Origin of the sequence: Polaromonas sp. A23, assembly GCF_002001015.1 — a bacterium.
GTDB lineage: Bacteria > Pseudomonadota > Gammaproteobacteria > Burkholderiales > Burkholderiaceae_C > Polaromonas.
The window spans coordinates 178,210-197,424 of record NZ_MUNO01000022.1; the positions used below are offsets into that span (position 1 = coordinate 178,210).

17 protein-coding genes are annotated in these 19,215 nt (G+C 62.1%); 4 read left to right on the forward strand and 13 right to left on the reverse strand.

Going from position 1 to position 19,215, the window contains the following annotated elements:
- Nucleotides 1–74: 74 nt before the first annotated feature.
- The 4 genes from B0B52_RS12165 to B0B52_RS12180 are packed head-to-tail and all read right to left on the reverse strand — an operon-like array spanning nt 75 to nt 3,974.
- Nucleotides 75–695 carry a molecular chaperone gene (locus tag B0B52_RS12165; RefSeq protein ID WP_077593905.1) on the reverse strand — a complete coding sequence of 207 codons (621 nt, stop codon included), beginning with the start codon at nt 693–695 and terminating at the stop codon, nt 75–77.
- A gap of 31 nt (nt 696–726) precedes the next feature.
- Nucleotides 727–2,814: a 4Fe-4S binding protein gene (locus B0B52_RS12170; protein ID WP_139351915.1), complete on the reverse strand. Its 2,088-nt coding sequence runs from the start codon at nt 2,812–2,814 to the stop codon at nt 727–729.
- Nucleotides 2,744–3,433 (reverse strand): DUF3306 domain-containing protein, encoded by a 690-nt coding sequence (locus B0B52_RS12175; RefSeq protein ID WP_077594093.1) that lies wholly within the window; start codon nt 3,431–3,433, stop codon nt 2,744–2,746. The genes B0B52_RS12170 and B0B52_RS12175 overlap by 71 nt, the downstream gene beginning before the upstream one ends.
- On the reverse strand, nt 3,426–3,974 hold the full coding sequence (locus B0B52_RS12180; protein WP_077593907.1) for a DUF3305 domain-containing protein: 549 nt from the start codon (nt 3,972–3,974) through the stop codon (nt 3,426–3,428). The genes B0B52_RS12175 and B0B52_RS12180 overlap by 8 nt, the downstream gene beginning before the upstream one ends.
- Before the next feature lie 259 nt (nt 3,975–4,233).
- Between B0B52_RS12180 and B0B52_RS12185 the strand changes: the two genes are divergently transcribed.
- Complete coding sequence (locus tag B0B52_RS12185; protein WP_077593908.1) at nt 4,234–5,223, forward strand: Bug family tripartite tricarboxylate transporter substrate binding protein; 990 nt, start codon at nt 4,234–4,236, stop codon at nt 5,221–5,223.
- A gap of 63 nt (nt 5,224–5,286) precedes the next feature.
- Here B0B52_RS12185 and apbC read toward each other — a convergent pair whose 3' ends face one another.
- Both apbC and B0B52_RS12195 read right to left on the reverse strand, forming a co-directional pair.
- Nucleotides 5,287–6,375: an iron-sulfur cluster carrier protein ApbC gene (gene apbC, locus B0B52_RS12190; RefSeq protein WP_077593909.1), complete on the reverse strand. Its 1,089-nt coding sequence runs from the start codon at nt 6,373–6,375 to the stop codon at nt 5,287–5,289.
- Between the two features lie 68 nt (nt 6,376–6,443).
- Complete coding sequence (locus B0B52_RS12195; RefSeq protein WP_077593910.1) at nt 6,444–7,232, reverse strand: N-formylglutamate amidohydrolase; 789 nt, start codon at nt 7,230–7,232, stop codon at nt 6,444–6,446.
- Between the two features lie 62 nt (nt 7,233–7,294).
- Here B0B52_RS12195 and metG point away from each other — a divergent pair, with 62 nt between their 5' ends.
- Nucleotides 7,295–9,478: a methionine--tRNA ligase gene (gene metG, locus B0B52_RS12200; RefSeq protein ID WP_077593911.1), complete on the forward strand. Its 2,184-nt coding sequence runs from the start codon at nt 7,295–7,297 to the stop codon at nt 9,476–9,478.
- 41 nt (nt 9,479–9,519) lie between these two features.
- Here the strand turns inward: metG and B0B52_RS12205 are convergent, their stop codons facing one another.
- The 4 genes from B0B52_RS12205 to B0B52_RS12220 form a co-directional block, all read right to left on the reverse strand.
- A complete protein-coding gene (locus B0B52_RS12205; RefSeq protein WP_139351916.1) occupies nt 9,520–10,515 on the reverse strand; it encodes a tripartite tricarboxylate transporter substrate binding protein in 996 nt (331 codons plus the stop codon).
- A gap of 24 nt (nt 10,516–10,539) precedes the next feature.
- The gene (locus B0B52_RS12210) at nt 10,540–11,988 is read right to left on the reverse strand and encodes an MmgE/PrpD family protein (protein ID WP_077593912.1); all 1,449 of its coding nucleotides are present in this window, start codon (nt 11,986–11,988) and stop codon (nt 10,540–10,542) included.
- Nucleotides 11,989–12,098: 110 nt separating this feature from the next.
- Entirely contained in the window at nt 12,099–13,103 is a 1,005-nt protein-coding gene (locus B0B52_RS12215) for a tripartite tricarboxylate transporter substrate binding protein (RefSeq protein WP_077593913.1), read from the reverse strand.
- A gap of 22 nt (nt 13,104–13,125) precedes the next feature.
- Nucleotides 13,126–14,016 carry an N-formylglutamate amidohydrolase gene (locus B0B52_RS12220; protein WP_077593914.1) on the reverse strand — a complete coding sequence of 297 codons (891 nt, stop codon included), beginning with the start codon at nt 14,014–14,016 and terminating at the stop codon, nt 13,126–13,128.
- 100 nt (nt 14,017–14,116) lie between these two features.
- Between B0B52_RS12220 and B0B52_RS12225 the strand changes: the two genes are divergently transcribed.
- Nucleotides 14,117–15,031 carry a LysR substrate-binding domain-containing protein gene (locus B0B52_RS12225; protein ID WP_077593915.1) on the forward strand — a complete coding sequence of 305 codons (915 nt, stop codon included), beginning with the start codon at nt 14,117–14,119 and terminating at the stop codon, nt 15,029–15,031.
- Between the two features lie 4 nt (nt 15,032–15,035).
- On the opposite strand, the gene B0B52_RS12230 is transcribed toward B0B52_RS12225, so the two are convergent.
- Nucleotides 15,036–16,787, reverse strand: a complete 1,752-nt coding sequence (locus tag B0B52_RS12230; RefSeq protein ID WP_077593916.1) for a 7TM diverse intracellular signaling domain-containing protein — start codon at nt 16,785–16,787, stop codon at nt 15,036–15,038.
- A gap of 142 nt (nt 16,788–16,929) precedes the next feature.
- Here B0B52_RS12230 and B0B52_RS12235 point away from each other — a divergent pair, with 142 nt between their 5' ends.
- Nucleotides 16,930–17,133 (forward strand): hypothetical protein, encoded by a 204-nt coding sequence (locus B0B52_RS12235; protein ID WP_077593917.1) that lies wholly within the window; start codon nt 16,930–16,932, stop codon nt 17,131–17,133.
- On the opposite strand, the gene B0B52_RS12240 is transcribed toward B0B52_RS12235, so the two are convergent.
- A complete protein-coding gene (locus B0B52_RS12240) occupies nt 17,127–17,666 on the reverse strand; it encodes an NADH-quinone oxidoreductase subunit B family protein (protein ID WP_139351917.1) in 540 nt (179 codons plus the stop codon). The two genes, B0B52_RS12235 and B0B52_RS12240, sit on opposite strands and share 7 nt — an antisense overlap.
- A complete protein-coding gene (locus B0B52_RS12245; RefSeq protein ID WP_077593918.1) occupies nt 17,663–19,213 on the reverse strand; it encodes an NADH-quinone oxidoreductase subunit C in 1,551 nt (516 codons plus the stop codon). Before B0B52_RS12245 ends, B0B52_RS12240 begins: the two co-directional genes overlap by 4 nt.
- Nucleotides 19,214–19,215: the final 2 nt, after the last annotated feature.

The window sequence follows — 19,215 nt, forward strand, 5'->3', positions numbered from 1 at the left end:
TAGGGCGTCTTGGATTTATCCGGACGGCAGTCATCCGGAAAAGTGTCGCATTCTGAGAATGCGAGCGGCGCGTCTCAGGCCAGCATGTCAAAACCCTGGGCTTCAACATGGATGAAGGCTTGCGTAAAGCCCGCCACGCTGCGGTAAAAATCCGCCTTCGGGCAAGCCGCGATGGCATCACACAAGGCGCCAGCCCACGGCTGCAGATGGTGAGCGAAGAACTCGCTTTGCCGTGTCAAATTCGCAACCTCTACATCGTCGCCGGCAATCAGATAACGCATGACTTCGCAAAGATAGGCGATATGGTCTTCTGTTTCGGCCATGGTTTCATCGCGCGTCAGGCCAAGGCTCTCGAGATCGGTCCGCAAGGCCGCGAGCGGCTTCTCGTTGAGGAACCCACTCAGGTAGTGGGAGCCGAAAAGGTAAACCTCCGGCCTGCCTACGCCGCCAAACAGCGCATCGTATTCCCTGGCGACGGCCTCCTGGGACAGCCTGCGCGCGGCACCCACCAGCTCACCCCATGATGCTTCGAGCAGGGCACCGGCAGCTGGTGCCTGTGTGACCGCAACCTTGAGCTTTTCAAACAGTTCGGCAGAAGGCGGCGCGTAATACAGAGCGAACAACAAGCCATAAATTTCGGCGCGCGCGGTTTCCTCGTCGAGGTCGGAAGATACAAGTGAGGCTTGCAGGGTCATGGCTTGGAAATCATTGAAAGCATTGAACGTCTTATCGAATATCGGTGATCTTGACTTCGTTGTCAGCGGAATAGATGTCGATCACACGGCAGTCGCTGCACATCTTCAGCCGGTCTGCTGCCGCGCCCTGAAACATGGCATGACCAGCGAGCTTTCCGAGCATGGACTCGATAGCCTTGAGCGTGCCGAATGGTTTGCTGCAACGGATGCACTGGTAAGGCAGGGACTCGTTGAGCACCCGCGCCTCCTTGCGCACGGCCGTCAGCAGCAATCGCGGCTCCAGCGTGATGGCGTCTTCCGGACAGGTCGTGGCACACAGGCCACATTGCACGCAATTCTTCTCAATGAATTTGAGTTGGGGCCGTTCCGGGTTGTCCTGCAGCGCACTGGCAGGGCAAGCGCTGACGCAACTCAAACACAAGGTGCAGGCATCTTTGTTGATGGTCAATGAGCCCAGGGGCGCACCGGCAGCCGGCAATGCAATGGCCTCCGGCTTGGCTGGCGCGTGGGTCATCAGGTGATCCAGCGCAAATTCAAGGGTGGCACGTTTTTCGGCCTGCACGGCAAAGCCAGCCGCCTGAGCAACACCCTGTGCCGCGGGTGCCTGTAGCTGGGCGTCGAGTGCGGCGAGGTCGCGCGCGTCCTTCGCCTGGAGAATCCGGAAATGCTCACCCTGGTAACCCAAGCCGCTGAGGATGGCTTGCGCCACGTCCATCTGCTCGCGCACGGCATCGCGGTACTGCGGTGCTTCCTCGTCCGTCATGAGCACCCAGACCTGGGAAGCACCATAGGCGATGGCCGAGAGCCACAACTCCAGGCCCACCGAAACGGTGTGCGACAAGGCCAGGGGCATGACCCGCGCCGGCACGCCGCGCGTGGCCGGATCGAGCCGGGCCAGACGGCCCAGGTCACCCAGCAGGCGCGTGCCCGCTTCCTGGCTATGCAGCAGCAAGGCCGCCTGCTTGCCACCGGCCCGGGTATAGGTGCCCAGCAGGGTCTTGATCTTCGTGCCCTGCTCCACCGGACGCGGGTAGGCATACGTCAGTGCACCACTGGGGCACACCGTGGTACAGGCACCGCAGCCCACACAGAGACTGGGATTGACAACAATTTGCTGTCGCTCGCGCTGGCTGCTGATCGCGGAAGCCGAACAGACATCGATGCAGGCATTGCAGCCAGTTTTTTCATTGCGACTGTGAGCGCAGAGCTTTTGCTTGTAGTTGAAGAATTTTGGTTTCTCAAACTCGCCGACGAGGGATCGCAAGGCGATCAGGGTGCGGCTGTCCTGACCATCCCAACGAAAGTAGCCCTGAGGCAAGGCATGCTGTGTGAAGGCCGGGGTGGCCCGTAAATCCAGCACCAGATCAAACTTCTCGCTCAAGGTTTCGGGCGCACGGCTGAAATCAATGGCTCCAGCCACGCCACAAGCCTTGACACAAGCCCGGTGTGATTTGCACAGTGCGTTGTCGATCTGGTAGTCGAAGCCAATCGCTCCTTCCGGGCAGGCGGCCAAACAGGCATTGCAGCGGGTGCACAGGTCCAGGTCGATGGCATTGCTGCGCTCCCAATGCAGATCGAAAGCCCCCAGCCAGCCGATCAGGCTCCTGACCTGGCCGGCGAGTACCGGGTAGCGCCGCTCCTGCAGACCTCCGTCGCGGCCAGCCCCCAGGCTGAACAGCGTGACATCCAATACATCCGAGACCAGTTCGGCTGCGCGTTCGGCCGCGTCGAGCTCGCCAATGATGAGCAGACGGCCTGTGCTTTTGTAGGTCACGGTGGCCACGGGTTCGGCATCAGGCAGATGGGCCATCGCCAGCAGGGCCGCAATTTTGGGGCTGGCCTGGGCAGCGTCCCGGCTCCAGCCACCTGTCTCGCGGATATTGACGAATTTGATGACGGAAGTGGCACCTTCGGTCTGCCGCGCCAGCTCCGTAAACAGCCGTGCCTCCTGCGTGCACGCAACGACAACGTCATCTCCCGACTGAACCGCTTTCTGGAAAGCGCTCGCCTCCCGCCGGCAAAGCGTTGAATGCAGGGTCAGTGTTTCATCAAGTACCGCGCCCAGCGTCTGGGGCTGGAGGGGCATCGTCTGGTTGCAGTCGCAAATCAGTGTGGGCATGGTGTTCTTGGCTGGCGCCGGAGCCTGGAGAGGACTCGGGTTGGCTGGAATCTTTGGGAGAAGCGGCCGGATCGGTTACGTCCGGATTTTCATCAGACTGTGCCACGATTTCATCTGCGGGGTTATTCGCAGTTTCCCGTGGTGAAGGTGTCTGCGCCGCCTTCTCATCCTCCTCCTTGTCGTCAAACAAATTGAGAAACTTGGCGCTCGCCATCTGCCGGAGCATGGACTCCGGAATGGGATCTGACTTTGAATAGTCGTCAATATAGATATCGAGCCCATCCATCACATTGAAATGCGGATCGGCAAACAGCTTTTTCATGGCAGCGTTGCGCACTTCGGGCCCCACATCACCGGCCATGAAAGGCTTGAAGTCGGAGTTCTTGTCCAGAAGCTTCACATCGTCGAGTGTGAGCAGTTTTTCCTCGAGAGGTACAGAAGCCTCAGCCGGAGCCGTCGCAGCCGTTTCGGGCGTCGGGGCCACCGCACCGCCCGGAGCAATCTGCGTAGCCGCGTCCGGAACGGGCGCCGGTGCCGATTCGTCCAGCGGCTTGCCTTGCAGCACGTCGGTCTTGCGGCGCGCCCAGCGGCTGAGGAACCCGCGGGCTTCTTCAGCCATGGCCACCCCCGCCGAACTTTTTGTCAGTGCTCACCCTTGCCGGATTGCCAAACCGGTCCAGCAGGGGCTTGAAGCTCTGCGGTCGCTGCCGACGCTTGGCTTCGAGCACGTAATGCGCATCCACAAAGGCCTGCACCCACTCCACCACGTCGCGCGGCGCGGCCACCTGCTCCACGGTTTCCTGCGCGTCCAGCCAGCGGCCGGCGTCGTGGTAACTCAGCGTCACAGTCTGCGGCACCGCTACCGGCTCATCGGCCAGCGCCGCCTCTTCTTCCATGCGCCACACCACCCAGAAGCAGGGCTGCGGTGTGGTGACATTGAGGTAATAACCTTCGGCGTCGTCGGTAAACAGTTCGACCTTGAAGCCCGGATGCAGCCAGCGCTCTTCCTGGTCGTCCTTAAGCAGCAATCGCGGCTGCGTGCCAAAGCCTTCTTCATGCGGCACGATATCGGCGAGCGACCAGCGCCACGGCTGCCAGCGGTTGTCTATGCGCTCGCGGCGCATGACTACCGCGACGTCAATATGAGAGCGTGGATTCATCTGCGCAATGTAATGGATCCGTTGAGCTTGTACGAGAACAAGGCCATTGGCACCCGGCCATGACGCTCGATTGGGCAGAGGTGGCACCCTCATTGCAGCGAAAGCGACGCCGCCGGAATGGTCACCAGCCTGGACCTGCGAGGCCTAGGGTTGTTCACAGGTTGTGCCACCTGCGATATGAGTGCAGCATGGGTGCTGGCATTGAAATTACCGCTTTAGCGTTATTTCTTTGCCAACAACTCACCCCGAAAGGAACACCATGAGTACCCGTCGCCACATCCTCCAGGCCTCTGTTGGTTCTGCATTGTTGGGCGCGCTTGCTCCGCACGCCAGCGCCCAGACTGTTGAACAGGTCAAGATCTATTACGGGTTTCCCCCCGGCAGCGCTGGCGACAGCGTGGCACGCCGCGTGGGCGAAAAACTGGCCGGCTCGCCCTATACAAAAAACGCAGCCGTCGTAGAAAACCGGCCTGGCGCGGGTGGACGCATCGCGCTGGACGCACTCAAGACCTCTCCCTCGGACGGCAGTGTCCTGGCGCTCTCGCCATTTTCCTGCACGTCGATCTATCCGCACATCTACACCAAGTTGAGCTACGACCCTGTCAAGGACATGGTGCCTGTGTCCGTCGCTGCCGTCATGCACCATGGCCTGGCCGTGGGCCCGCTCGTTCCCGCCAGCGTCAAGACCGTCAAGGACTTCCTCGCATGGGCCAAGGACAACCAGAAAGGCGCCTCCTACGGATCGCCCGCAGCGGGCTCCACACCCCACTTTATCGGCGCACTGTTGGGGTTGAACAGCGGAGTGGAACTCCAGCACGTGCCCTATCGCGGCTCGGTTCCCGGCGTCACCGACCTGGTGGCAGGCCAGATAGCGGCCATGGTCACGCCCAGCGGCGATTTCATCCCCAACCACAAGGCCGGCAAGATTCGCCTGCTGGCCACGTCGGGCAAGCAGCGCTCACCGTTCTCACCCGAGGTTGCCACGTTTGCCGAGCAGGGCTTTCCGATGTTCACCGTGGAGGAGTGGTTTGGCTTTTACGCTCCGGCAAGAACGCCTTCGTTGCTGGTCAATCGTGCCAACGCCGCAATCAATGCCGCGCTGAAACAAAAGATCGTCATCGACAGCCTGGCAGTGGTCGGCCTCATCGCGCAAGGTTCCACGCCAGAAGAGATGGCTCGCTCACAGAAGGCGGAGTTCGACCGCTGGGGGCCGCTGGTCAAGCGGGTCGGATTTACTTCCGATTCCTGAAACTCACTCCTTCCGCGCCTGTGGCGCGGAAGAAGCGTCAAATTGCGCCTTGAATCCCTGGACTCAGGTATTTTTCGATATCGTGATGGTCGGAAATTTAGCCGAGAAGTCTTTCGCCTTGGCGGCAATCGTGATGGCCACCTGGCGCGCCACCGCCTTGTAAATACCGGCAACTTCACCATCCGGATCAGCCACCACAGTGGGCCGGCCGTTGTCGGCCTGCAGGCGAATCTGCATGTCCAGCGGCAGCGCGCCGAGGTAGCTCATGCCGTAGTCGGCCGCCATCTTCTTGCCGCCGTCTTCGCCAAAGATGTGTTCCGTGTGGCCGCACTTGCTGCACACATGGACCGCCATGTTCTCGACGATGCCCAGAATGGGCACACCGACTTTTTCAAACATCTTGATGCCTTTTTTGGCATCCAGCAAGGCGATGTCCTGCGGTGTGGTAACGATCACCGCGCCCGTCATGGGCACGCGCTGCGAAAGTGTGAGCTGGATGTCGCCGGTGCCGGGCGGCATGTCGACGATCAGGTAATCCAGGTCTTTCCAGTTGGTCTGGCGCAGCAGTTGTTCCAGCGCCTGCGTGGCCATAGGCCCGCGCCAGATCATGGCTTCGTCCTGGGCCACCAGGAACCCGATCGACATGACCTGGATGCCGTAGTTCTCCATCGGCTCCATGTTCTTGCCGTCCACACTTTCGGGCCGGCCCTCGATGCCCATCATCATGGGCTGGCTGGGGCCGTAAATGTCGGCATCGAGCAGGCCCACCTGTGCGCCTTCGGCGGCCAGCGCCAGCGCGAGGTTGACGGCAGTGGTGCTCTTGCCGACGCCGCCCTTGCCGGAAGCCACGGCCACGATGTTCTTCACATTGGGCAGCAACTGCACGCCGCGCTGCACGCTGTGGCTGGCAATTTTGAAGCTCACATTGACCGACACGTTGCCCACACCGTCCACGCCCTTGGCCGCGGCAATCAGCAGCTTGCGGATGCCCGCCAGCTGGCTTTTGGCCGGATAGCCGAGTTCCACGTCAAAAGACACGTCACCTTCTTTGACTTGCAGATTTTTCAAGGCCTTCGAGGTGACAAAGTCCTTGCCTGTGTTGGGATCGACGACGGCCTGCAGGGCCTGTAGTAACTGGTCTTGGGTTGCCATGGGGAAAAGTGCTTTCTGTGTATTGCGGGCAGTGTAGCGATGTCGCACGGCCAAAGTGGCCGGCAGGGCTACTTGGAGTCGGACAAGTACTTGCGCTCAAAGCTGATGACCGCATCGGCGAAGGCTTCCGCCGCACGCGGGTCGTCCCGCATGCTCTTGCCGAACTCCAGCTGGATGGCGTCGATGCCCTGCGGGTTGTTGCTGCCATAGGCAAACACGGTGTTGCCGCCGTTGTATTTGGTGTGCTCCTTGGCACCAGGCTCCGTGGGGTGGACCTGCCAACCGGCGGCCTGGAACGGGCCGATCAGGCTGGCCTCGCCCAGGATGGCAGCTTCGCCGTGCCTTGCTACCAGCGACTTGACGGTCCAGCCGTTGCGCGTGCCGCGGAACACGGTGCCGGCGTCGCTCGCCTGGCCGTGTACGTCGATCAGCAGCGCTCCGCCCGGGTAACGCTGCCGTACCTCGGCGATGAAAGCGGCCAGGTGGACGTGGTAGGCCCGGTAGGCAGGTAACGCCTCTGGCGACTCCAGGGCTTCATGCTCGGCGCGGTTGGCGTCGACGAACTTACGGCTGAACTTGGCGACGACGAGATAGGGCCGCTTGCCGGTTCTCTTCTCGATAAGGTCCGCCGCGCGCTCAGCGAGCACCCGCGAATTGAGATCCCGCACCGTCGTGCCCTGGGAGCGCGGCGGCACGCCGGGCACAGGATCGACACCATCGTGCGGCACCGCGAAGATGACAGGCATGGAACCCTGCCGGGCCACGACCAGGTTTTCAGCGTCATAGGCCTGGGCGCTGCCGGCCAGGAGCAGCAGGAAGGCAAAGCCGGTAAGGGTATGGAAGCAATTGACAAGCATGTCGGGTATTGTGCCGCGATAGCTCCTAAAATAGGCGGTTTCCCCGTCAGAAGCCCTCATCCATGTCCTCAGCGCAAGCGCAGCGCAAGCTGTTCGTTACCACCGCCCTGCCCTACGCAAACGGTAATTTCCACATCGGCCACATCATGGAATACATCCAGGCCGACATCTGGGTACGTTTCCAGCGCATGCAGGGCCATGCGGTGAATTTTGTTGGTGCCGACGACGCGCATGGCGCGCCCATCATGATCGCGGCCGAAAAAGCCGGCAAGACACCGCAGCAGTTTGTGGCCGACATTGCCGCAGGACGCAAGCCCTACCTGGACGGTTTTCACATCAGCTTTGACAACTGGCACTCGACCGACGCGCCGGAGAACCACGAGCTGGCACGCCAGATTTACCGTGATCTGCGCGACAACCCGCAGGGCTCGCTGATTGAGACCAAAACCATTGAGCAGTTTTTTGATGTCGAAAAAAACATGTTCCTGCCGGACCGCTATATCAAGGGCACCTGCCCCAAGTGCGGCACCAAAGACCAGTACGGCGACAACTGCGAAAACTGCGGCGCGGTGTATGCGCCCACGGATTTGATCAACCCGTATTCAGCTTTGTCGGGCGCAACACCTGTGCTCAAGAATTCGGAGCATTTTTTCTTCAAGTTGTCCGACCAACGCTGCGTGGACTTTCTGGAGAAGTGGACGCAGGACGGCAAGCTGCAGCCCGAGGTGGCCAACAAGGTCAAGGAATGGTTCAGCGTTCGCACCAACCCCGACGGCAGCCAAAGCGAAGGCCTGGGCGACTGGGATATCTCGCGGGATGCACCCTACTTCGGCATTGAAATTCCCGACGCGCCGGGCAAGTACTTTTACGTGTGGCTGGACGCACCGGTCGGCTATCTGGCCTCGCTGAAAAACCTGCTCGAAAAACGGGGCGAGAGCTACGACGCCTACATGGCCAGCCCCGGCCTGGAGCAGTACCACTTCATCGGCAAGGACATCGTCACCTTCCACACGCTGTTCTGGCCGGCCATGCTGCATTTCAGCGGTCGCAAGACACCGGACAACGTGTTTGTGCACGGCTTCCTGACCGTCAACAACGGCGAGAAGATGAGCAAGAGCCGCGGCACCGGCCTGGACCCGCTCAAATACCTGAGCCTGGGCATGAACCCGGAGTGGCTGCGTTACTACCTGGCCGCCAAGCTGAATGCGCGCAATGAAGACATTGACTTCAATGCCGATGACTTCATGGCACGGGTGAACAGCGACCTGGTGGGTAAGTACATCAACATTGCTAGCCGATCTGCCGGCTTTATCGCCAAAATATTTAATGGCGACCTCGGTGTAAACGAGGTTCAACTTCTGAGCGCCATAGAGATGAGCGAGCCAGTAGTCTTGAACGCGGCAAAGCATGCTCGCCCTGGCGCCCACGCGGATGTGACAGCATATGTTCGCGCGCAGAGCAAGGAAATAGAAGCTCTTTACGAAGCTCGAGAGTTTGCTAAAGCGACCCGCAAAATCATGCAACTTGCGGATCTGGTTAACACAATGTATGACGCGTTCAAGCCTTGGGAGCTAGCAAAACAGCCTGAGGCTCGCGCTAAGCTCAACATGGTCTGTTCTGCTGTGATCGAGTGTTTCCGGTTACTAACCATCTATCTGAAGCCAATTCTCCCGTCCCTGGCAGAACAAGCAGAGCGCTTTCTTGGTGTAGCTCCTCTGGTTTTTGCAGATGTTCCGAAGAGTTTTTCGCCTGGTCACAGAATCGGTCAGTACCACCACCTCATGCAACGCGTCGACATCAAGCAACTCGATGCATTGTTTGAGCCCCCAGCCCAGGAAACACCTGCACAAGTAGCTACTGATTTAATAGCAGAAGCAACTACGCCCGGCGGCGAGGAACTCGCCCCTGCCATCACCATCGACGACTTCAGCAAGGTCGATTTGCGCATCGCAAAAATCGTCAATTGCGAAGCCGTCGAGGGCTCGACCAAGCTGTTGCGGCTGACGCTGGACGTGGGTGAAGGAAAAATGCGCAATGTCTTCAGCGGTATTGCCTCCGCTTACAAGCCTGAAGACCTGATTGGCAAACACACCGTGATGGTCGCCAACCTGGCACCACGCAAGATGAAGTTCGGCATCAGCGAAGGCATGGTGCTGGCCGCCAGCCACGCTGATGAAAAGGCGCAACCCGGCATCTTTGTGCTGGAGCCCTGGCCGGGCGCCCAGCCCGGCATGCGGGTGCGCTAGTAGCCAGAGCGGGAACCATTGCGGCTTGCCTGGCGGTCCCCTTACTCCAGATCGATCTTGTGGGTCTTGACGATGTTCCGGTAGAACTGGATGCGTTGCTGGATTTCCTGGCGGTACTCAGCGGGCTTCACATCTTCGGGGACCATCGCGCCGCGTGTGCGCCAGGCTTCCTGCGTCTGGGGGTCGCGCAAAATGCTGCGCATCGCCTCGTAGAGCTTGGCAATGATAGGTTCGGGCGTTTTGGCAGGCGCTGCGATGCCTGTCCATGAGGTGAGGTTCAGCTCCGGCAATTTGAGCTCTTCGAAGGTCGGCACGTCGGGTGTTTGCGGCGCACGGATGGGTGACGCCACTGCGAGTGCACGCAAGCGACCGTTCTGGATCAGGTTGAGATTGGAAGTCAGGTTGTTCCACGTCATGTGCACCTGGCCGGACAACAGATCAACAAGCGCCGGCCCCGCGCCGCGGTACGGAATGTGGGTGATGAACAACCCCAGTTTGGCCTTGAGCAACTCCATGCTCAGGTGCGCCACCGAACCATTGCCCGACGAGGCGTAGTTCAACTTGCCAGGGTTTGCTTTCACGTATTTCACAAACTCGGCAAAGTTCTTCACAGGCAAAGACGGGTTGATCAGCAGCACATTGGCCAGGCGGTCGATCAACGTGATGGGGGCGAAGTCATTGACCGCGTCATACGGCAGCCTGGGGGAAACGGCGGGGTTGACCACATGCGTGGTCTGGGAGGTGACGATCAGCGTGTAGCCGTCTGGCGCTGCCTTGGCCACCATCGTGGAGCCGATGGTGCCACCCGCCCCGGCCTTGTTGTCCACGATCACGGTTTGCCCGAGTACCTTTGACAGCCTGTCGGCCATGGCACGGCCCGCGCCGTCCACCGAGCCGCCGGGCGGAAACGGCACCACCAGCGTGATGGGTCGGCTCGGGTAGCGGGCGGGAGCCTGGGCCAGGGCAGGCAAGGCAATGGCACTGCTCAAGGCGCAGGTGGTGCTGATAAAGCGGCGGCGATGCAGGATGATGGTCATGGTGAATCCTCGTTAGGGGGAAAATCAGGGGTTGATGGCCCTGCCTGAGCAGGGGCTGAATTCAATGGCGCCTGGCAGACGGCCGAAACGCGTGCCGTCATCGATCTGAGCTTCGAACTGGAGCAGTGCGAGCAGTTGGCGGACCTTGACGCCTTGGGGTCGAGCCAGGTTATCGCGAAGCGGTGCCAAACGCTCTTCCGGAAGGATGCCCTTTGTGCATTGTTCGAATTTGACTTGCCGCTCCAACGCAGAAAACGGATTCAGGAACGACCCTTTGGCGTGGTGAACTACGCGCTCCAGGTGTCGTCCGTCCTTCAAGGTCACGGCTGTGGTGTGGGGAAGCAGCTGTGTTGCGGTTTCCACGCGTGTCGAGGCCAGGCGCATTTCGACGCGTGGCATGAGGCGTCGGGTCACATCGTCTTGCACCGCTTTCGGCGTGAAGTCAGCCAACGTGACCGTGCCATAACGGAGCATCGTTGCCACCGCGTAGGGCATGGAAAACATGGCCTCGCGGGGATCCCGGGGCTCCGGGTATTTGAGATTCACCAGGTTGACGCGCCCGACCAGTGTTTCGACACGCTCCACGTCCTCCATGCCGAATCGGTGTTCGGTGGCGAGGGCTTGCAACGCGTCCAGGCAGCGGTGTGTGGACGCGCAGTTGGGATACAGCTTGAACGACAGGCCATGGCTGTCGATCGCCAGAGGGCCGTCGTTGACCGCAGCCACGGACTGCCAGTCGGCTGCCGAGTCCCCTGCATAAAGTGCGCCAAACCCATGCGGGCCTTCCAGGGCTTTATCGCTGCCCGTGACGCCCGACGCTGCAAGCGATGCAGCCAGGACACCGCCTTGAGCCGCCAGTCCGGCATGTACGGGTTTTGCATCGGTGCCGAACTGGACCTTGGGTCCAGCTGCCATGGAAACGGCCAGACTCAGGGCATGCGTCATCCTGGCCGCGTCCAGCTCAAGCAGTCTGCCGCAAGCTACTGCGGCAGCGATCACTCCAATGGTTTGAGTGCCGTGCCAGCCTTTTTCGACATGAGCCCGGTCCATCGCCATCCCGACGCGGGCCATCACCTCGCTTCCGACGATCAGTGCATCCAGCACGGCGTCCAGCGTGGCATCCATCTCGTGGGCTTGCGCCAGGATGGCTGGGATCACGGCGCAGCCAAAATGGCCACCGGCGACCAAAAACATCTCATCCAGCTCCCGCGCATGGGCGGCCGTGCCGTTGGCCAGCGCACTGAAAGCGGCACAAGTCCCGGTGCTGCTGCCGACCACCGGGACCGGTCCCGTGGCACGCAATCCCGCCCGTACTGAAGCGCAAACCGGGTCCCCAGCGCCTGCCACCATGGCGGCGATGGTGTCCTCCAGGGAGTGCTCTGCCGTGCGCAGGGTGGATTCACCCCATTGATTGGGGACCGTGGCAGCCCAGTGCGCGAGAACCTGGGTAGCGGGAATATGGGAACTGAGCATGCTTGTCCTTGGGACGTGATTTGGTATGTAGTTGCGCCTATCGGCGCAGCCGGATGTGGAACGAATTGCAGACACGCAGCAGCAGGTCTACGCGAGAAGGCAAGGCACGCTCAATCAAGCTGCACTCCGGCGTTGCGGATCACGTCACCCCATTTTTTTACCTCGCTGTCGATATGCGTCTTGAAAAACTCGGGCGTTCCCCCGAGCGCGACCTGCCCCACTTGCGCCATTTCGGCCTTGGTCGCAGGCGCCTGCAGCCAATTGTTGATCTCGCGGTTCAGGCGCAGGATCACCGGCCGAGGTGTGCCAGCCGGTGCCACAATGCCGCCCCAGGCCACCACCTCGAAGCCTGCAATGCCCGCCTCTTCCATGGTCGGCACATTGGGCAGCATCGCCGAGCGCCGTTTGCTGGTAACCGCAAGCGGGCGCACCCTGCCTGCCTGGATGGCGCTCAGCATGGACGGCAGGTTGTCGAACATGAAATCGATCTGCCCGCCGACCAGGTCTGTCTGCGCCTGCGGGGCACCTTTGTAGGGAATGTGGTTGAAGCTGATGCCGGCCTTATCCTTGAGGATTTCGCCGCTGAGATGGCTGGTCGTGCCGTTGCCGCCCGAGCCCATGTTGAAGCGGCCCGGCTGGCTCTTGGCGGCGATGACCAGGTCGCGCACCGAGGTCGCAGGAAAACCCTGGCGGACCACCAGCACATTGGGCACCTGCGAGAGCACTGCCACTGGCACCAGGTCCTTGTCGGGGTTGTAGGGCATCTTGCGGACCAGGCTGCAGTTGATCGCCATGGTCACGATGTTGCCGAAGCCCAGCGTGTAGCCATCGGGCTTGGCTGTGGCCACCGCCTGCATTGCAATGGTGCCTAACGCGCCGGGGCGGTTCTCGACGGTCACCGATTGCTTGAGTTTGTCCTGCAGGTAGTTGGCCAGCTTGCGGCTGGTCTGGTCGGGCGTGCCGCCGGCGGCCGAGGGTACGATCAGCTTGATGGGCTGGGCAGCGGGCCAGTCTGCCGCCAGGGCGTTGCTGGTCAGCGCGGCAGGCAAGGCGATGGCACTGCCCAAGGCGCAGGTGGTGCTGAGAAAGCGGCGGCGATGCAGGAAGATGGTCATGGTGAATCCTCGTTAAGGGTAATCAGGAATGGGCAGGGGTAACGCTGTGAATGTGGGCGGCGATGTCGCACAACACGTCGGCAACGTCCTCGCGCACGGCGTTGGCGCGTGGCAGCAGTTCGCGTGTTTTTTCGTTCAGGTAGATCGCGCGGTTAAATTCAATCTGCAGGCTGTGATGCCCGCGCGCAGGCTCGCCGAATTCGCGCAGCAGATCCTGGCCCGCGTAGGGTTCATTGATGGCGACGCTGTAACCCAGCTGGCGGAACGCCCCGGCCACCAGCTCGGTAAAGGCGGCACTGCAGCTCTGGCCGTGCAGATCGCCCAGCACCACGTCGGCCAGCGGCCCGGGCGCCACACGGCCAAGCCGCTCGTAGACATTGCTTGGCATGGAGTGCAGGTTCAGGTGCCAGCGCGGGCCTTGAGGGGCAGCGGCCTCCAGCGCCTGCGCCAGCGCGCGCCGGTAGGGGCGCCAGTAATGCTCAATGCGGTGCGCAACCTCCCGCGCCTGCAAGCGGCGTGCGTAGATGGAATGGCGCGATGGCGTGAGGCTGGACACCAGCCCATTGCCCAGCGCCAGGGTGCGCGCTGTAGGCGCCGCCCCGCCAGGCCAGGTGTCGGCCAGCATAGCCACGTCGATGTCATGCTCATGGCGATTCGGGTCGATGTAGCTGCGCGGGAAGGTCGCGTGCACCAGGGTGCCACCCACGCGGGGCACGGCGTCCCACAGCCAGTGCACATGCGTGTCTTCGAGTTTGCGCAGTTCGGCGGCGTCCACGGTGTAATCGAAATCGGCCGGGTAGTCGGTGCCGCTGTGCGGCGAGTCGCACACGAGGGCGATGGCGGGCACGGCTGGAGGCAGCACCAGAACAGGTAACGCAGGTAAAGCGGGATGGGAGGCTTCGGGTGATATCACGGTTTTCTTGATTGATGGAAGATGGGTGGAGCGTAGACAGCCCGGGCGTTAGGGGCAAACGACAATTTGATCCATGCTGATAACCTGATGTAATCGGGGCATGCGGTTCAAATCCCCCTCATTGCCGGAGTTGCATGCCTTCCTGGCGGTGTGCCAGCTGGGCAGTTTTCGCCGGGCGGCCGACGCGCTGTGCGTGACCCAAGCGGCCGTGAGCCGCGCCGTGCTGCGGCTGGAGCAGCGCCTGGAATGCACGCTGCTGGACCGCTCGGGCAACCGGGTACAGCCCACGCCCCGCGGACGCGAATTCCAGACGCTGGTGGAAGCCCATGTGGCGGGGCTTGAAAACGCCATCGGCGAGTTCGGCGTGCGTGCCGCGCCACGCAAGTTGCGGGTGAGCGTGGTTCCCACACTTTGCACGCGCTGGCTGGTGCCGCGGCTCGCGCAGTTCCACGCGCAGCACCCCGGCATCGAGATCGAGCTGCGGCAGTTCCACCACGACGAGAACTTTGAACGCGATGACGTGGATTTGTGGATCAACGTGAAGCGCCCGGCACGGGCCTGGCCGCGCGGCATCCGCGCGCGTTACCTGTTGGGGCGCGAGCTCCAGCCCGCCTGCACACCGGCCATGGCGGCGGGCCTGCGCCAGCCGCGCGACCTTCTCAAGGTCACGCTCCTGCAACACGTCAACTACCCGGGCAACTGGGCGCTGTGGCTGAGCAAGGTCGGCGGCGTGGACACGCCGCCCACGCTGGGCGCGGGGTTCGACCTGGGCAACAACCTGATCGTCGCAGCCTGCGCGGGCATGGGCGCGACTCTCATCCAGCCCTGGCTGATCGAAGCCGAGCTGGCGGCGGGCCAGCTCGTGCTGCCGTTTGGCCCCGCGGTGGTCACGGATCGCGGCTACTACCTCTGCAGCCGCGCAGCCCTGGCGGAAAACGACGCCGTGGAGCAGTTCACGCAATGGCTGCTGGACGAAGCCAAAATCAGCGCGAAACAGTTTGAGATGAAACCCTGAACGCTCAGGCCAGAAAACGCAAGGCCTTGCCCGACCGGGCCGCCAGCTCGGTAACCACGGTATCCAGCGCCTGCAGCAGCGCCGCCACACCCGCTGTGCGAAAAGGCGGAGCGGCAATGGCCACCTTGAGCTGCAGCACCGCGCCGGGCGGCAACAGCTCACTGGGGGCGAGCCCTCGTGCGATCAGGCGCTGGCCCATTTCGGAGATCTGTTCGCGCGTGACCCGGCTTTCCAGAATCAGTATGAAATCTCCGTCCCGGTGCCGGCCCACGGTGTCACCTTCACGGGCCACCTGGGTGATGCACGCACCGGCGTGAACCAGCGCCATCTGCGCCACCTGCAGGCCATACTCGTCACGGATCTGCTGGATATTGCCAAGTCTCACGCGCAACACCACACCGGCCGAAGGATCGCGCAGCTGATGGGCCAGCAGGTGCTGAAGGCGCTCGACCACAATGCGGTGGTTGGCAGCGCCCGTCAAGGGATCAACCCGGGCCATGGCACCGACACGGGCCTGGTTGTCCCGGCGTTCACGGCTGCGCAAATAAAGGGCCACCAGCAACAGCGGTATTTCCAGCGCCACACCCAGCTGCGCGCCGTACTGCGTCATGAAGGATATCGGGACCAGCTGCATGTTGCGCAGGATGGGAAAGACCGAACCGGCCAGCACCGCCAGAATGCCCGCCAGAACCCACAGACCCACCCGCGGAATACGCCAGGCGTACCAAAGCGCCACGCCCAGATAAATCACAAAACTGAGCAGGTAGTAAGGGCCGCTGATCGCAAAAAAAGGATCACGCCCAACAAGCAGAAAGCACAGCGCCAACACCGCGCCAGCCATGGCCATGAGCAGCATCAGGCGGGTGGCCCAGCGCGCGCCCCTGCCGACCACCAGCTGGCGCATGAAAAGATGACCCAGGACCGCCCCGGTCACCGGCAAAACATTGGAAGCCGTATCGTTCCACCAGGGGTTGTCAGGCCAGAAGTATTCGCCCGCCAGGCCGGTCAGCGACAGCTGGCCGAAGGCAATCACCAGCACGTAGGCAGCGTAGTAAAAATGGATGGAGTCGCGCCACGAATAGGCGTTAACGGTACAGATCAGGACCACCAGCGCCACCAGGCCCGCGTAGGCACCCAGCAGAAAATGCCAGCGCTTGCTGGACTCCTGGAAATCACGGGCGTTCCACAAGATCCAGCGCACACTGATAGGGTGGCTGTGCTGGATACGCAGGTAGCTGGCACGCGTTTCCCCCGGCAGTTGCACCAGCTCGAACGCGGGATGGAGATAGCGCAGGGGCCAGCGTGAAACAGCGAGTGAGTCACCCGAACGCTCCGCAAGCCAGTTGCCGTCGGCGCCAGGCCGGTATAGGTCCACGCGATTCATGCCGGGGTGCGGCACGGCCAGCACCAAGGGCGTCGGCACGCTGACGGCAGGCAGGCTCAGCTGGTACCAGAGTGCAGTTTTGCCGCCGGTTGGCATGATGCGCCCTGCACTGGCAGGCACCGCCTCCCCACGTGCAAAACGCTGCAGAACCTGCTCCAGGGTTTGCTCGCCCGAGGTGTCAACCACCACCCGTGCCCCTTCCTGTCGGCCCAGCCACCCGGTGTCGGGAGCCGCCATGAACTGGGCCACCGCTGGCTGGCCGGCCAGCGAACAAACCACCAGAGCAAAAGCCAGCAAGCCACGCGGAAAGGTCAACCGACGGCAGTTGACATGGCTGGACAACAAACGCCAGCAGGCGGAAAAGAATGGCATGGTCTGTGCTGAGGCGGCCTAAGATAGCCGGGACGGGTTTTGAAACAGAGAAAGCAGGCCGCACTTTAACAAGGGGCGTCTGGTCTGACCATCCCACAGTTAGAGGATGAATCCGCCCGGCGTGTCACTCTGGATCTGTTTGATGCATTTGCCGCTTACCTCGCGCATTTTCGCCCACGCATTGCTTCAGCGCTGCGGCTACACGCGCGAACGCTTCACCAAAGACCTGGAAACGAACCTGGTCGGCCTGCCGCCGGCCATCCTGTTGACGCTGCCGGTCTGGCGTCCGGTTCTCAACAGCATGAAAAACTGGGCAGACTCGCAGCATGCTGATCAGGCTCACTGAGCCGGATCAGGCGGCACTGTCCGGCAACGGCGCACTGCCGTCAGAATGCCACGCAAAATCTCGATCGGTGCAGGCGGACACCCCGGCACCCAAACATCGACCGGAAGCACACAGGAAACCGGCCCGCAGCTTGCATAACTCTCGCCAAAAATGCCGCCATCGCAGCCACAGTCCCCCACCGCCACCACCAGCCTGGGTTCGGGCGTGGCCTCAAAGGTGCGCCGCAACGCGGTCGCCATGTTGCGCGATACCGGCCCGGTTACCAGCAACATGTCGGCATGGCGCGGGCTGGCCACAAACTTGATCCCCAAACCTTCAATGTTGTAGTAAGGGTTGCCCAGGGCGTTGATCTCCAGTTCACAGCCGTTGCAGGAGCCTGCATCCACCATGCGAATGCTCAGGGCCCGGCCCAGGATGGCCAGCACATCGTCCTGAATCCGTCCTGCTTCAAACCGCACCGCATCGCTGGCATCGGGCGCTGGCTCCGTGCGAATGCCGTTTTTGACGATCTGTGTGGCTATTCTCCAAATCATAAATCGTGCCCCGAATAGCTGAGATTGAACGACTTGTTGATGAGCGGGAAATCGGGGACGATATTGCCAATAATGGCGTGTTCCAGTACCGGCCAGTTTTGCCAGGAAGGATCGTGGCAGTGGCAGCGCCGGATCCGATGCTGGCCGGCCGCACCATCGAGTTCAAGTGCCACAAATATTTCGCCGCGCCAGCCCTCCACCCAGCCTGCGCCGCGGCTTGCATGATCGGGCAAAGCAAGCACCTGGCGGACCGGACCGGCCGGAAGGTCCGCCAGGATCTCCCGTATCAGTCGCAGCGACTCAAACACCTCGTCGAATCGCACCGCCACCCGCGCCGCCACATCTCCGCTACGTTGGGTTGCCATCTTCACCTGCAAGCGTTCATACGGCGGCCCGGGGTGGTCGCAGCGCAAATCCCAGGCCTGCGCACTTGCGCGTCCAGCCAAACCGGTCAGCCCCAGTTGCGCCGCCAGCGCCGGGCTCACACTCCCGGTGCCCATGAAGCGGTCCTGCACACCGGCATGCTCGTCATACACCGCACGCAGGGTCTGCACTTCGCGTTCCACGACATCACATTGCCGGTTCAGCCGGTCGATGTGCGCGCCGTCAATGTCGCCGGCCACGCCCCCCGGTACAACGCAGTCCATCATCAGGCGATGCCCAAACACAACGTGGGACAGGCGCAGCCAGTCTTCGCGCAGGCGCGAGAACTGGGACAGACCGAAGGCAAAGGCCGCGTCGTTGCCCAGTGCCCCGAGATCGCCCAGATGGTTGGCGATCCTTTCGCGCTCCAGCATCAGCGCGCGCAAGTGGGATGCGCGTGAGGAGATGTCACAGGCTGCCGCCGCTTCCAGTGCCATGCCATAAGCCCATGCGTAAGCCACTGTTGAATCGCCCGATACCCGCCCGGCCAGCCGGTACGCCTGCAATGGGGGTAGCTGCGTCATGCGTTGCTCAATGCCCTTGTGGGTATATCCCAGCCGCTGCTCCAGGCGCAAGACTTTTTCGCCCACGACCGAAAAACGGAAATGCCCGGGTTCAATCACGCCCGCATGCACCGGACCCACCGCGATCTCATGCACCCCATCACCCTCGACGCGGACGAACGCGTAATCAAGCAACTGTGCATCAGGAAAATCTTGCCCAGCCTCGGTCGCGTGGCGCAAGGGAAAATAATCCGCGGGCCAGGCGCCATGGTTGAGCCACAGGCGCTGGTCGGCGGCGCCCGCGGCACGCAGGCCGGTCAAATCTGCCACCGTCCGCTGCATACGGGCGGCTGCCGGGAAGACCGGCACCAGATCAGGGTAGGAAGTCTGCTCGCCTGGCAGCGGCAGTTCCAGCCAGACCACACCGTCCGCCGTCACATAGGCCGCACAAACCGCAACGCCCGGAGCGGACGTTGTGCCCCACAAGGCCAGCAGCCGGCCACCGGCCTCGCGCACCGCCAGGGCCGCGACCTGCCAGTCGGCGAGCGTGATGCGGGCGTGCCAGGTCGGCACCGGCGCCAACAGGCGCTGCAGCTCAAGACTCAAGCCTGGAATTTTCATTG

Coding starts and splice junctions, on each gene's coding strand:
- B0B52_RS12165 (WP_077593905.1), bottom strand. CDS start 695: ATGACCCTGCAAGCCTCACTTGTATCTTCCGACCTCGACGAGGAAACC.
- B0B52_RS12170 (WP_139351915.1), bottom strand. CDS start 2,814: ATGCCCACACTGATTTGCGACTGCAACCAGACGATGCCCCTCCAGCCC.
- B0B52_RS12175 (WP_077594093.1), bottom strand. CDS start 3,433: ATGGCTGAAGAAGCCCGCGGGTTCCTCAGCCGCTGGGCGCGCCGCAAG.
- B0B52_RS12180 (WP_077593907.1), bottom strand. CDS start 3,974: ATGAATCCACGCTCTCATATTGACGTCGCGGTAGTCATGCGCCGCGAG.
- B0B52_RS12185 (WP_077593908.1), top strand. CDS start 4,234: ATGAGTACCCGTCGCCACATCCTCCAGGCCTCTGTTGGTTCTGCATTG.
- apbC (WP_077593909.1), bottom strand. CDS start 6,375: ATGGCAACCCAAGACCAGTTACTACAGGCCCTGCAGGCCGTCGTCGAT.
- B0B52_RS12195 (WP_077593910.1), bottom strand. CDS start 7,232: ATGCTTGTCAATTGCTTCCATACCCTTACCGGCTTTGCCTTCCTGCTG.
- metG (WP_077593911.1), top strand. CDS start 7,295: ATGTCCTCAGCGCAAGCGCAGCGCAAGCTGTTCGTTACCACCGCCCTG.
- B0B52_RS12205 (WP_139351916.1), bottom strand. CDS start 10,515: ATGACCATCATCCTGCATCGCCGCCGCTTTATCAGCACCACCTGCGCC.
- B0B52_RS12210 (WP_077593912.1), bottom strand. CDS start 11,988: ATGCTCAGTTCCCATATTCCCGCTACCCAGGTTCTCGCGCACTGGGCT.
- B0B52_RS12215 (WP_077593913.1), bottom strand. CDS start 13,103: ATGACCATCTTCCTGCATCGCCGCCGCTTTCTCAGCACCACCTGCGCC.
- B0B52_RS12225 (WP_077593915.1), top strand. CDS start 14,117: ATGCGGTTCAAATCCCCCTCATTGCCGGAGTTGCATGCCTTCCTGGCG.
- B0B52_RS12230 (WP_077593916.1), bottom strand. CDS start 16,787: ATGCCATTCTTTTCCGCCTGCTGGCGTTTGTTGTCCAGCCATGTCAAC.
- B0B52_RS12235 (WP_077593917.1), top strand. CDS start 16,930: ATGCATTTGCCGCTTACCTCGCGCATTTTCGCCCACGCATTGCTTCAG.
- B0B52_RS12240 (WP_139351917.1), bottom strand. CDS start 17,666: ATGATTTGGAGAATAGCCACACAGATCGTCAAAAACGGCATTCGCACG.
- B0B52_RS12245 (WP_077593918.1), bottom strand. CDS start 19,213: ATGAAAATTCCAGGCTTGAGTCTTGAGCTGCAGCGCCTGTTGGCGCCG.